At 56.9% G+C, this 12847-nt stretch carries 14 protein-coding genes and 2 pseudogenes; 5 read left to right on the top strand and 11 right to left on the bottom strand.

The genetic code is table 11. The features are described from left to right. Positions 1-9: 9 nt before the first annotated feature. From ruvX to metK, 8 genes are all read right to left on the bottom strand, one after another. Complete coding sequence (gene ruvX / locus RRF55_RS01790; RefSeq protein ID WP_002916605.1) at positions 10-426, bottom strand: Holliday junction resolvase RuvX; 417 nt, start codon at positions 424-426, stop codon at positions 10-12. Further along, complete coding sequence (locus RRF55_RS01785) at positions 426-989, bottom strand: YqgE/AlgH family protein (protein ID WP_002916603.1); 564 nt, start codon at positions 987-989, stop codon at positions 426-428. Before RRF55_RS01785 ends, ruvX begins: the two co-directional genes overlap by 1 nt. 174 nt (positions 990-1163) lie before the next feature. Further along, on the bottom strand, positions 1164-2114 hold the full coding sequence (gene gshB / locus RRF55_RS01780) for a glutathione synthase (protein WP_002916600.1): 951 nt from the start codon (positions 2112-2114) through the stop codon (positions 1164-1166). A gap of 20 nt (positions 2115-2134) precedes the next feature. Further along, complete coding sequence (rsmE, locus tag RRF55_RS01775; RefSeq protein ID WP_023287988.1) at positions 2135-2866, bottom strand: 16S rRNA (uracil(1498)-N(3))-methyltransferase; 732 nt, start codon at positions 2864-2866, stop codon at positions 2135-2137. A 91-nt stretch (positions 2867-2957) separates the two neighbouring features. After that, complete coding sequence (gene endA, locus RRF55_RS01770) at positions 2958-3665, bottom strand: deoxyribonuclease I (protein ID WP_439419082.1); 708 nt, start codon at positions 3663-3665, stop codon at positions 2958-2960. A 94-nt stretch (positions 3666-3759) separates the two neighbouring features. Then, positions 3760-4260, bottom strand: a complete 501-nt coding sequence (locus tag RRF55_RS01765; protein WP_002916588.1) for a SprT family zinc-dependent metalloprotease — start codon at positions 4258-4260, stop codon at positions 3760-3762. Between the two features lie 77 nt (positions 4261-4337). Beyond that, on the bottom strand, positions 4338-5732 hold the full coding sequence (locus RRF55_RS01760) for a sugar porter family MFS transporter (RefSeq protein ID WP_002916587.1): 1395 nt from the start codon (positions 5730-5732) through the stop codon (positions 4338-4340). Positions 5733-6114: 382 nt separating this feature from the next. Next, positions 6115-7269 carry a methionine adenosyltransferase gene (gene metK / locus RRF55_RS01755; protein ID WP_004149807.1) on the bottom strand — a complete coding sequence of 385 codons (1155 nt, stop codon included), beginning with the start codon at positions 7267-7269 and terminating at the stop codon, positions 6115-6117. Positions 7270-7736: 467 nt separating this feature from the next. Here metK and RRF55_RS01750 point away from each other — a divergent pair, with 467 nt between their 5' ends. From RRF55_RS01750 to speB, 4 genes are all read left to right on the top strand, one after another. Beyond that, complete coding sequence (locus tag RRF55_RS01750; RefSeq protein WP_418133705.1) at positions 7737-7886, top strand: hypothetical protein; 150 nt, start codon at positions 7737-7739, stop codon at positions 7884-7886. 84 nt (positions 7887-7970) lie between these two features. Then, positions 7971-8102, top strand: coding sequence for an acid stress response protein YqgB (yqgB, locus tag RRF55_RS01745; protein ID WP_002916578.1), 132 nt, complete (start codon positions 7971-7973; stop codon positions 8100-8102). An 8-nt stretch (positions 8103-8110) separates the two neighbouring features. Next, positions 8111-10087, top strand: coding sequence for a biosynthetic arginine decarboxylase (gene speA, locus RRF55_RS01740; RefSeq protein ID WP_032415538.1), 1977 nt, complete (start codon positions 8111-8113; stop codon positions 10085-10087). 233 nt (positions 10088-10320) lie between these two features. Beyond that, complete coding sequence (speB, locus tag RRF55_RS01735) at positions 10321-11241, top strand: agmatinase (protein ID WP_002916572.1); 921 nt, start codon at positions 10321-10323, stop codon at positions 11239-11241. Positions 11242-11294: 53 nt separating this feature from the next. On the opposite strand, the pseudogene RRF55_RS01730 reads toward speB, so the two are convergent. The 3 genes and pseudogenes from RRF55_RS01730 to RRF55_RS01720 form a co-directional block, all read right to left on the bottom strand. After that, positions 11295-11507: pseudogene (locus RRF55_RS01730) on the bottom strand (OprD family outer membrane porin); the annotation flags it as partial. 86 nt (positions 11508-11593) lie between these two features. Continuing rightward, positions 11594-11668, bottom strand: a pseudogene (locus RRF55_RS01725) (hypothetical protein); the annotation flags it as partial. A gap of 33 nt (positions 11669-11701) precedes the next feature. Beyond that, positions 11702-12460, bottom strand: coding sequence for a M48 family metallopeptidase (locus RRF55_RS01720; RefSeq protein ID WP_004151780.1), 759 nt, complete (start codon positions 12458-12460; stop codon positions 11702-11704). A 278-nt stretch (positions 12461-12738) separates the two neighbouring features. On the opposite strand from RRF55_RS01720, the gene RRF55_RS01715 reads away from it, so the two are divergent. Beyond that, the coding region (locus RRF55_RS01715; RefSeq protein WP_168878993.1) for a hypothetical protein at positions 12739-12847 on the top strand (109 nt) is incomplete at its 3' end.

The following is a 12847-nucleotide window of genomic DNA, read 5'->3' as shown; positions in this document are numbered from 1 at the left end:
GGGCAGAGTTTAAAAGCTCTGCTCGAAGTAGCTTTCCAGTATGACTACGGCAGAGGCCGAATCGACGCTGCCTTTATTCAGCGCCCGGTAGCCGCCGTGTTCAAACAGGCCCGCGCGGGCCTCAACCGTACTCAGTCGTTCATCGTGGAGAAGGATCGCGACGCCAAAACGGCCATGAATTTTATTGGCGAAATTACGCGCGCGCGCCGTCAGCGGTTGCTCGGTGCCGTCCATATTGAGCGGCAGGCCGACGATTACCGCCTCAGGCTGCCACTCTTTAAGCAGTTTTTCGATGACGTTCCAGTCCGGTTTACCGTCCTGCGCCTTCAGCGCCGGTAATGGTCGTGCGGTCGCGGTGATGCGTTGTCCCACCGCCACGCCGATGCTTTTGGTGCCAAAGTCAAAGCCGAGAAAGGTTCCGCTCATCACGCATGCCCCGCGACGCCTGGCATCGTCACAATGTCGATACCAATCAGTTTAGCCGCCTCGCGCCAGCGATCGGCGATCGGCGTACGGAAAAGAATATTCTGATCCGCCGGGGCGGTGAGCCAGGCATTATCTAAAATCTCCTGCTCCAGCTGCCCTTTCTCCCACGAAGAGTAGCCCAACGCAACCAGCACGTTGCCCGGCTGCCGATCTGTACCTAAGGTTTCAAGAACATCCCGCGAGGTGGTAATCACCGTGTTATCCGAGATGCGAATGCTCGAGGAAAAGTCAGAGGGCGGGGTATGCAAAATGAAGCCGCGGTCTTCCGCCAGCGGGCCTCCCAGCATCACTGGTTTATCCAGACGGATCTCTGGATTGCGCGGCTCCGGGACAATTTTGAGCTTCTCAAGGATCCCTTCCACCTGCAGATTTTCCAGCGGCTTATTGATAATAATGCCCATGGCACCCTCGTCGTTGTACTCGCAGATATAGACTACCGAGCGGCGGAAAATGGGGTCCTGAAGCGCGGGCATGGCAATCAGAAAGTGATGCTGTAAATTCATTGTCAGAGGTTCGTTCCTGGTTCAAAAAAGCAACACCCAGTATGCGGGCAAAGTAGAATGGTGTCGATGCACTTTATCTGGCCGGCGCCCGAGTGGCGTCAGGCTGGCAACGTTTCACGAGCGCGGTAATCCGCGCTCGCTGCGCCAAAAGCGGACGTTGGTCCGCCGTCGTGCTTATTTATCGATACGTCTTTCGATAGCGTCCATCAGCATACCGGTGATCGAAATATCCGGGAAGGCGGCTTCGATTTCGCGTACGCAGGTGGGGCTGGTGACGTTAATTTCCGTCAGACGGTCGCCGATGATATCCAGGCCGACGAAGATAAGGCCTTTGGCCTTCAGCGTCGGGCCGACGCGGCGGGCGATTTCCCAGTCGCTTTCGGTCAACGGGCGGGCTTCGCCGCGGCCGCCGGCGGCCAGATTGCCGCGGGTCTCGCCACCCTGCGGAATTCGCGCCAGGCAGTAAGGCACGGGCTCTCCATCCACTACCAACACGCGCTTGTCGCCATCTTTAATGGCCGGCAGATAGTTCTGCGCCATGCAGTAGCGGCTGCCCAGTTCGGTCAGCGTCTCGGCAATCACCCCAAGGTTTGGATCGCCGGCTTTAACACGGAAAATAGAGGCGCCGCCCATGCCGTCGAGCGGTTTCATGATGATATCGCCGTGCTTTTCCCAGAAGGCTTTCAGCTGGGCTTTATTGCGGGTGACCAACGTTTCCGGAGTCAGTTCAGAGAACCAGGCGGTGAACAGCTTCTCGTTACAGTCGCGCAGACTCTGCGGCTTGTTGACGATAAGCGTGCCTTTCTCTTCCGCCCGCTCCAGGATGTAGGTGGCATAAATAAATTCGGTATCAAACGGCGGATCCTTACGCATCAGGATGACGTCAAGGTCCGCCAGCGGCAGATCCTGCTCGCCGGTGAAGTCATACCATTTATCGTAGTTCTGTTCGACGCTCAGCGTGCGCGTCCGGGCGCGGGCTTCGCCGTTGATCAAATAGAGGTCGTTCATCTCCATATAATGGAGTTCATAGCCGCGACGCTGCGCCTCCAGCAACATAGCGAAGCTGGTGTCTTTCTTGATGTTGATGGTTGCGATGGGATCCATCACGATGCCGAGCTTGATCATGGTTCTTCTCCGTTAACGCCTCAACCTAAGTCGCCAAAACGCACCTGTAGGGCGGTGATGGCGGTGAGCGCAGTAGTCTCTGTACGCAGAACGCGCGGTCCCAACAGGATATCAGTAAACTGGTATTGCGCGGTCATCGCTATCTCTTCAGCCGACAGCCCGCCTTCCGGGCCAATCAGCAGACGGACGCGTTCAACCGGCAGCGGCAGCGTGTTAATGCTGGCGCTGGCGCGCGGGTGCAAGTTGAGCTTCAGCCCGCTGTCCTGCTCGGCGCACCACGCCTCCAGCTGCATCGCCGGACGTATTTCCGGTATCACGTTACGACCGCTCTGTTCGCAGGCGGCAATAGCGATTTTCTGCCACTGCTGGATCTTTTTCTGCAAACGTTCGGCATCCAGTTTAACGCCGCAGCGCTCGGAAAACAGTGGCGTTATGAGGCTTACCCCGAGTTCGATCGATTTCTGGATGGTGAATTCCATTTTTTCGCCGCGGGACATCACCTGGCCTAAATGGATATGCAGCGGCGATTCCCGATCGTCAGGTTCGCCACTGAGCACCTCAACCGTAACGTTTTTCTTACCGGCCTCGGTGATGACCGCGTCAAACACCTGGTTACTGCCGTCAAAAAGCTGTAGGTGCTGACCGGCGGTCATGCGCAGGACGCGGCCGACGTGGTTGGCCGCGTCATCGCTCAGCGCGATCTGGCTGCCGACAATGAGGCGTTCTGGATGATGGATGCGAGGAATGCGCATGCTTGATATTCCGTTCGTTGCGCAGATGCCAGCTTCCCGCCATCGGGCGGGAAGCACAGAGCTGCAAATTAACAATTGCCGCTAGTGTAGGTTAGCTCTTTTGCGCCTGGCAAGCCTGCTGGACATACGGATTATGGTTGCCCTGCACTTTCGCGATGCGCTCATCACGTTCACATTCCCAGGCGGTGACCGGGTACTGTTTATTCCAGGCGGTAAACAGCTGAGTTTGCTGGCGGGAAAGATTCAGCTGATAGCGGTCGCGCATATAGAAGTAGGTGCGGGCGATGGCGCCGCGAGCGCGGGCAGGGGGCTCGGCGATTTTATCTTTAAAATCGACCTTCATGGTGCACTGGCCGTACTGGCCTTCACCGCCGTTCCACTGGCTGTATATAAAGTTGCCGCGATCGCCATTCACTTCTCCCACCGCCGGCTGCAGGTTGTGCATATCGCTTTCCATCTTGCGGTATTCCGGATCTTTGGCGCAGTTTTTACGTCCACCCTCCTGCCAGCACTGACGCTGATGGCCGAACTGCCATGCCGGCACTACGTGCTCCCATTCAACCCGGCTGGCGCGGTTCTCATTTTTACGCACTTTATAGCCGCAGGATTCCAAATCGATAACGCCTTTTTTCCCCTGCCAGTCGATTTTACAGCCGCAATAAAAATCGCCCGGAACGTCGGCATTCACTTTGACGCCAGCGGCTTTGGCCTGGGAAAAACTATTAATACCAGCGGCCGCAAGCGGACCACTGACTGCCGCGCTCAATACCGCTACGGCTAAAACATGCATACGGGACATCGTTAACTCCGTGTCAAAACGAGCCCGCAACGTAGCGAATGAGGGTGCCGGATGCAATCAGTCAGATCAGAAAGTTTCTAATTAATTCCGATGGTTATTTTTCAGCCACCAGCAGATCGCCGCAGCGAACGCAGCGGTAGGTGGCCTCGCCGCGAACCACCCGGTTATGGCGACGGACGGTGAGCTGGTGCTGCTGACAGCGACAGCGATAGGGGAAGGTGTTCTGGCGGACCGAAGCGAGTTCAAAGCGGTGGGTGCGACGCGCGGGAACGCCAAGGACGCTCTCCATCATCCATTTCCACTCTTTCCCGTGCGGCGCGACGCGGCCGAAATGCTGCCAGACCAGCAGGTGCGCCAGCTCATGCGGCACCACTTCATCGATAAACTCCCGCTGATTTTCCAGCAGTAGCACCGGGTTTAAACGAATTTCGTTTTTCTCCAGCCAGGCGGTGCCAGCGGAAGTACCACGCTGCTGGTAGACCAGCGTCGGTTCCGCATAGCGGCGTTCCAGCTTGCGATTCGCATTGGCGAGATGCTCCCGCAGGCTGCGCATGACGGCCTGCTGAATAGCGATGGGAATACGGGGCGTTTTCATAGCGCCAGAGGATAGTGCGGCGGAGGGGGGAGAGCAAGAGGAAGCTTCCTCCCGGGATGGGAGGAAGCTCAGGAAGGTTAATCGCGGGCACCGATCTCGCGCAGTGGACGACCCTGCATCAGGTTACGTTCAATATGTTCCAGCGAGACGTTTTTGGTTTCCGGGATCAGCCACAGCGTCAGCAGGATAAACAGCACGTTCAGACCGCCGTACACCCAGAAGGTATTGGCGCTGCCCAGCGAGTTGAGCATGGTCAGGAAGGTGGCGCCGACAATCATGTTGGCAATCCAGTTGGTCGCTGTGGAGCAGGTGATACCGAAGTCGCGGCCTTTCAGCGGCTGGATTTCGGAGCACAGTACCCAAATCAGCGGGCCGGCGCTCATGGCGAAACCGACGATGAACATCAGCAGCATCAGGACGGCGATGTACTGCGCGGTAGAGGAGTGAATGCCGATGTGCATCATGGTACCCAGGACGCCCATACCCGCGGCCATCACGATAAAGCCAAGGATCAGCGTCGGTTTACGGCCCCAGCGGTCGACCAGACCGATGGCGATAAAGGTGGCCAGCACGTTAGTCAGACCGACGATCACTGTCCCCCACATTTGCTCAGTGGTGTTGGCATAACCCGCCAGCTCAAAGATCTTCGGCGCGTAGTACATGATGACGTTCATCCCGGTGAACTGTTGCATCACCTGCAGCAGGATGCCGAGGAACACCGCGCGGCGGAAGTTGCTGTTGTCTTTAAACAGCGACCAGCCGGACTGTTTTACCTTCAGGCTTTCACGGATTTCATCGAGCTCGCGTTTCGCTTCGGCGCTGGTATCGCGCAGGCGCAGCAGCACGCGTTCCGCATCGACAAAGCGACGTTTGGCGGCGAACCAGCGCGGGCTGTCCGGCAGGAAGATAACACCGATCAGCAGCAATACCGCCGGAATGATGATAACCCCGAGCATCCAGCGCCATGCGCCGCTGTAGCTGAAAGCGGTGTCAGAGAGATAGGCGCCAAGGATCCCGATGGTGATCATCAGCTGGTACATGGAAATCATACTGCCGCGAATTTTTTCTGGCGCGATTTCCGACAGATACAGCGGAGCCGTATATGAGGCGACGCCCACCGCCAGGCCGAGCAGCACACGGGAAACCAGCAGGATCTCGACGTTTGGCGCGGCGGCAGAGAACAGCGAACCGGCGACGAAGAGGATGGCGCCGATCATCAGGCTCTTTTTCCGGCCCAGTTTGAAAGAGAGCCAGCCGCTGCCGACCGCGCCGACGGCAGCCCCGAACATCATGGAGCTGACCACCCACTCCTGGGTGTGGGCGGAAATCTGGAACTCATTGGCAATAAAGGGTAAGGCACCCGCAATAACACCGATATCAAGGCCGAACAGCAGGCCAGCCAGCGCGGCGAGGAAACAGACGAAGAACGTCATAGTCTTGTTCGAACGCCCTTGTTTTTTGTTGTCAGGCATAACGCCCTCCAGTTGAGTTATTGATTCTGTCGATGGTTAGGGTAGGACACTCGTCGGTAAAAAAACGTGACTATAATCACGGCTGTGTAATCGTTTCCACAAAGGTAAAGAAACGTAATTCATTAAATGCTTTTTAAATCAGCAATATAAATAAGGATAGACGACATTTTGAAAAACGGTAATCAGAGTTGACCGAAACAATATGTAACATTGTGAAAAATGGGTACAGGAGATAGCGTCTTTGGGCAGAAGGTGACAGTCTTTACTATGTAATCGCTTTCATTTTGTGGCGGCCGCGCGTTGAAATGGGGGCGCAGAAAAGGGGGGGGCGTAAATAAAAAGGCCAGCGCGAGGCTGGCCTTGAAGAGAGGAAGCGCGGAGATTATTTCAGACCGGCCGCTTCCCGCAGCAGCGCCGCTTTGTCGGTTTTTTCCCATGGGAAATGTTCGCGACCAAAGTGACCGTAGGCTGCGGTTTCTTTGTAGATCGGGTGCAGCAGATCCAGCATCTGAATCAGACCGTATGGACGCAGGTCGAAGAACTCGCGCACCAGCAGGGTCAGCTGTTCAGAAGGCACTTTCTCGGTGCCAAAGGTTTCCACCATGATGGACGTCGGTTCTGCAACGCCGATAGCGTAGGAAACCTGAATTTCGCAACGATCGGCCAGGCCTGCGGCAACGATGTTCTTCGCCACATAGCGCGCCGCGTAGGCTGCGGAACGGTCAACTTTAGATGGATCTTTACCGGAGAACGCGCCGCCGCCGTGGCGAGCCATGCCGCCGTAGGTATCAACGATGATCTTACGACCGGTCAGACCGCAGTCGCCCATCGGGCCGCCAATAACGAAACGGCCGGTCGGGTTGATGAAGAATTTGGTGGACGCGTTGAGCCATTCGGTCGGCAGAATCGGCTTGATGATCTCTTCCATCACTGCTTCCTGCAGGGATTTCTGATCGATATCTTCCGCGTGCTGAGTCGACAGAACGACCGCGTCGATGCCGACGATTTTGCCGTCGTCATACTGGAAGGTCACCTGGCTTTTCGCATCCGGGCGCAGCCACGGCAGGGTGCCGTTTTTACGCACTTCAGCCTGACGCTGCACCAGACGGTGAGCGTAAGTCACCGGCGCCGGCATCAGCACGTCGGTTTCGTTAGTGGCGTAGCCAAACATCAGCCCCTGGTCGCCGGCGCCCTGTTCCAGCGGATCGGCACGGTCAACGCCCTGGTTAATGTCCGGAGACTGTTTACCAATGGCGCTCAGTACGGCGCACGAGTTGGCGTCAAAGCCCATATCGGAATGCACGTAGCCAATTTCGCGGACGGTGTTGCGGGTGATCTCTTCGATATCAACCCATGCGCTGGTGGTGATTTCGCCGCCTACCAGCACCATGCCGGTTTTGACATAGGTTTCACATGCGACACGCGCTTTTGGATCCTGCTCGAGGATCGCATCCAGCACGGCATCGGAGATTTGGTCAGCAATTTTGTCAGGATGCCCTTCTGATACGGACTCAGACGTAAAAAGGTGTTTTGCCATATTTTATTTCACCTGTGGACGATTCGGATAGCTCATACTGTTGTGTAATGTGGCTTTGGTGGATAATCAGCGCAAAGCCGCGCAGGTAGCGACACGAGCAGTCTGAGTGTTAATCAGTATAGACGGATTAACTTCTGGACGGCCATTTTAGGTCAAATCTTGAGCCCATTTCCAGCCTTTTTTGATGGCGGTCGCATTTATGGGAAAACCCGCCTGGCAAAATTTCCTGACAACCGCGCAAACAGGCACATTTTTATTTTGCTTTTTACCCCGCTTCTCGGTATAAAACGCCGCGCGCGGCTCATTAAAAAAGCGCACGGGGCATGGCCCTGTGGTGCCACTTCCAGCCGGGTTAAGCAGTCTGTATTTACAGAATCTCGCAGCGGCGTAGCGCCTGTTGCCCGGTATGTATAGCTTTGGCTTGTCGCCGACCCTGTCGCAGGGCGGTGTGGAGGTGATACCAGATAATGAACCAATGTTTTTCGTTTGATTCGTCGCGTCGTTCTGTCGCGCGTCAGCACTCCGCAACCTGCATCTCTCTCATGCAAACCAGCCGATGTTCACCCCATCTCGGCGCTTCTCAGGATTCCAGGGCCGGTCGGCCGTCAGAAAACTGAACAAGGGCGCTCTTGCCTGGCAAGAGTTTTCTCGTGGTTTCTCCGGACTGTCATACTCTGTTCGGCTACGTGTTTTACGATGATATGAATAAGAAACCGGTCGCGCAGTCGCAAAACCAGCAGATAGTGCTGGGCTTTAGGACTGTTCATGGGTTGTTATCGCATCTTTGGACTGCGATAGTAGTTAACTGTCTTACACTTATTATTAAAAATTGAGGTTCGCTATGTCTGACGACATGTCTATGGTTTCGCCTTCGTCAGCAGGCGAACACGGTGTACTACGTTCCATGCAGGAGGTAGCGATGAGCTCCCAGGAAGCCAGCAAGATGCTGCGTACTTATAATATTGCCTGGTGGGGCAATAACTATTATGACGTCAACGAACTGGGCCACATCAGCGTTTGCCCGGATCCGGACGTCCCGGAAGCGCGCGTTGACCTCGCGGAATTAGTCAAAGCGCGTGAAGCGCAAGGGCAGCGCTTGCCGGCGCTGTTCTGCTTCCCGCAGATCCTGCAGCACCGCCTGCGCTCGATCAACGCCGCCTTCAAACGCGCGCGTGAATCGTATGGCTATAACGGCGATTACTTCCTCGTCTACCCGATCAAGGTTAACCAGCACCGTCGCGTGATTGAATCGCTGATCCATTCCGGCGAGCCGCTGGGCCTGGAAGCCGGTTCGAAAGCGGAACTGATGGCCGTGCTGGCGCACGCCGGGATGACCCGCAGCGTCATCGTCTGTAATGGTTATAAAGACCGCGAATATATCCGTCTGGCGCTGGTGGGCGAGAAGATGGGCCACAAGGTCTATCTGGTCATTGAGAAGATGTCCGAGATCGCTATCGTACTGGAAGAGGCCGAGCGCCTGAACGTGGTGCCGCGCCTTGGCGTACGTGCGCGTCTGGCCTCGCAGGGCTCCGGTAAATGGCAGTCCTCCGGCGGCGAGAAGTCCAAGTTCGGCCTCGCAGCGACCCAGGTGCTGCAACTGGTCGAAATTCTGCGCGAGGCAGGCCATCTTGAGAGCCTGCAACTGCTGCACTTCCACCTCGGTTCGCAGATGGCTAACATTCGCGATATCGCCACCGGCGTGCGTGAATCGGCGCGTTTCTACGTCGAACTACATAAGCTGGGTGTCAATATTCAGTGCTTCGACGTCGGCGGCGGCCTGGGCGTGGACTATGAAGGCACCCGCTCGCAGTCCGATTGCTCGGTGAACTACGGTCTGAACGAATACGCCAACAATATCATCTGGGCGATCGGCGATGCCTGCGAAGAGAATGGCCTGTCGCACCCGACGGTGATCACCGAGTCCGGCCGCGCGGTGACCGCGCACCATACCGTGCTGGTTTCCAACATCATCGGCGTTGAGCGTAACGAATACACCGAGGCGACCCCGCCGGCGGAAGACGCTGCGCGTCCGCTGCAGAGCATGTGGGAAACCTGGCTGGAGATGCACGAGACCGGCAACCGCCGCTCGCTGCGCGAATGGCTGCACGACAGCCAGATGGACCTGCACGATATCCATATCGGCTACTCCTCAGGCACCTTCAACCTGCAGGAGCGCGCGTGGGCGGAACAGCTGTATCTGAACATGTGCCATGAGGTGCAGAAGCAGCTCGACCCGAGCAACCGCGCCCATCGTCCCATCATCGATGAGCTGCAGGAGCGAATGGCGGATAAAATCTACGTCAACTTCTCGTTGTTCCAGTCGATGCCGGATGCCTGGGGGATCGATCAGCTGTTCCCGGTGATGCCGCTGGAAGGGCTGAACAAGTCGCCTGAGCGCCGCGCGGTGCTGCTGGACATCACCTGCGATTCCGATGGCGCCATCGATCACTACGTGGACGGCGACGGGATCGCCACCACCATGCCGATGCCGGAATACGACCCGGAGAACCCGCCGATGCTGGGCTTCTTCATGGTTGGCGCCTATCAGGAGATCCTCGGCAACATGCATAACCTGTTCGGCGATACCGAGGCGGTGGACGTGTTCGTCTTCCCTGACGGCAGCGTTGAGGTTGAGCTGTCCGACGAGGGCGATACCGTGGCGGATATGCTGCAGTATGTGCAGCTGGATCCGAACACGCTGCTGACCCAGTTCCGCGATCAGGTGAAAAATACCGGTCTGGACGACGCGCTGCAGCAGCAGTTCCTCGAGGAGTTCGAGGCGGGACTGTACGGCTATACTTATCTGGAAGACGAGTAGCTGCTGATGCCCGGTGGCGCTGCGCTGACCGGGCCTGCGTATGTCGGCCGGATAAGGCGAAGCCGTCATCCGGCAGCATGCGATACTCACTTGAACCTGTATGCATTACCGGCGATAATTCACGCCAATAAGCGATTTATCTATCAAACCCTTCCTCGTCGGGCCTAACGACGCGGAGGGGTTTTTTTATACTTATTTTTTACGTTCCACGACTGTCAAAAGAGGTCATATCCATGAGCACTTTAGGTCATCAATACGATAACTCCCTGGTATCCAATGCCTTTGGCTTTCTGCGTTTGCCAATGAACTTTATGCCGTATGAAAGCGATGCGGACTGGGTCATCACCGGCGTGCCGTTCGATATGGCGACCTCCGGGCGCGCGGGCGGCCGTCATGGCCCGGCGGCGATCCGTCAGGTTTCCACTAACCTTGCCTGGGAGCACAACCGTTTCCCGTGGAACTTCGATATGCGCGAGCGCCTGAACGTGGTGGACTGCGGCGATCTGGTCTACGCCTTCGGCGACGCGCGCGAAATGAGCGAGAAGCTGCAGGCTCACGCCGAGAAGCTGCTGGCGGCCGGCAAACGTATGCTCTCCTTTGGCGGCGACCACTTCGTTACCCTGCCGCTGCTGCGCGCCCATGCCAAGCACTTTGGTAAAATGGCGCTGGTGCACTTCGATGCTCACACCGATACCTACGCCAACGGCTGCGAGTTCGACCACGGCACCATGTTCTATACCGCGCCGAACGAAGGGCTTATCGATCCGAACCACTCCGTACAGATCGGGATCCGCACCGAGTTCGACAAAGACAATGGCTTTACGGTGCTCGACGCCGGCCAGGTTAACGACCGCAGCGTTGATGACGTGATTGCCCAGGTGAAGCAGATCGTCGGCGACATGCCGGTGTACCTGACCTTTGATATCGACTGTCTGGATCCGGCGTTTGCGCCAGGCACCGGTACCCCGGTTATCGGCGGGCTGACCTCCGACCGCGCGATCAAGCTGGTGCGCGGCCTGAAGGACCTGAACATCGTCGGGATGGACGTGGTGGAAGTCGCCCCGGCCTACGATCAGTCCGAAATTACCGCTCTGGCGGCGGCGACCCTGGCGCTGGAGATGCTGTACATCCAGGCGGCGAAGAAGGGCGAATAACCCCGGTAACCCCCTGTGCCGTACGGTACAGGGGGTTAATCAAGGCGCAGGTCGCTGGGCCCGCGACCGCCGTCAAGGCGCACCGCATACTGGGCGATACAGTCCACACCGAAGCCGACCGGTCCCTGGGTAAACCCCGATTTGAAGGTGGCGATAATCCCCTGGCCCCATTCGGCTTTATCCGGCAACCCATCGCGATAATCACGTTTGGTATATACCCTAAATATTTCGAGTTGCCGGACAAAACGGCTAGCCGTTTTGAACAGCGCTTGCGCTGGCCCCGTAGGGGCGAGGCCCAGGGATAGGCCGAGTTATTGCCAACGCACATGCAGCTTGAAGTATGACGGGTATAAGCGTTACGTAAAAAGAGTTCCAAGTGGCTGTCTTCAATAAAGCCCTGGCTATTTGATTGTTGGCTGGCAAAGATTGGTGAGGAGGCGCTAGCGCCTCCCGCTGTCGCTTATTTAATGCCGTCGGCCTTCATGCGATCGCGAATATGCTGCGCGCGGGCTTCCGATGCCGGGTGATCGTCAAACATAGAGCTCTGACGGCCGGCTTCCAGCTTGGCCAGTTTCTCGAAGCTGGTGGCCAGTCCCGACGGATTGATACCGCGCTTACGCAGCAGGTCGTAAGAGTAGTCATCCGCTTCCGATTCCTGACGCTGGGAGAACTGCGAGTTCACCAGTTTTTCGCCCAGATCGCCCAACTGAGACTGCGACAGGCTACCGACGATACCGCCCGCGGAGGCCGCCGCCGCACGCACGGCGTTGGTACCCAGGGCGACCTGCATGCCTTTCTTCACGTGGCCCAGCGCGACGTGGCCCATTTCGTGGCCGATCACCGCCTCGACTTCATTATCGTTCATCAGATCCATCAGCCCGCTGTAGACGCGGATGCAGCCGTTGGCCATGGCGAAGGCGTTGACATCCTTGGTCTCATAGACCTTGTAGTTCACGGGCTGACCATTGATGTTATCGCCCAGCGCAGCCGCGATTTTGTTCAGCCGCTGGCTGTATTCACTGTTGGCCGGGGCGATTTTCGCTTTGGCGTCCATCTCTTTACAGGCCTGGTCGCTTAAGGTTTTCACCTGCGCGTCGCTGAGAGAGTATGCCTGGAAGGCTTCGGCGCCTGAGCTGAGCAGACCGTTGGAGTCCATGTTCTGACATCCGGTGAGGGTTGCTGCGATCCCAAGAGCAAGTACGGTTGAGCGAATTTTCATTTTTATCTTCCACAATCTTATGGTTGTTTATCCGAAAATACGGCGACGGCAGGGAACCGTATTCTGCGTAAATTATAAAGAGTATCGCAGGATGCGGGCGAGCGGATTCCGGCGTAGCACAACCTGTTCCAGAGATTTCTTAAAGGGCAAAAGGATGCTCCATGTACATGACTTGTCGCTTGGGTTACATTGTTCACACTTTTTTCCGGCGTAGCCCAAAACGCGCTCTCGTCAAGTCGTTAAGGGCATGGCCTTCAACAGTCCGAACTGGAGTCAAAATGTCCTCACGTAAAGAGCTTGCTAACGCTATTCGTGCGCTGAGCATGGACGCTGTACAGAAAGCCAAATCCGGCCACCCGGGGGCCCCGATGGGTATGGCTGACATTG

It is taken from the genome of Klebsiella sp. K47 (assembly GCF_051858335.1).
Lineage (GTDB): Bacteria > Pseudomonadota > Gammaproteobacteria > Enterobacterales > Enterobacteriaceae > Klebsiella > Klebsiella pneumoniae.
The sequence above is the reverse complement of the archived record's forward strand: the minus strand, read 5'-3'. Positions and strand labels throughout refer to the sequence as shown.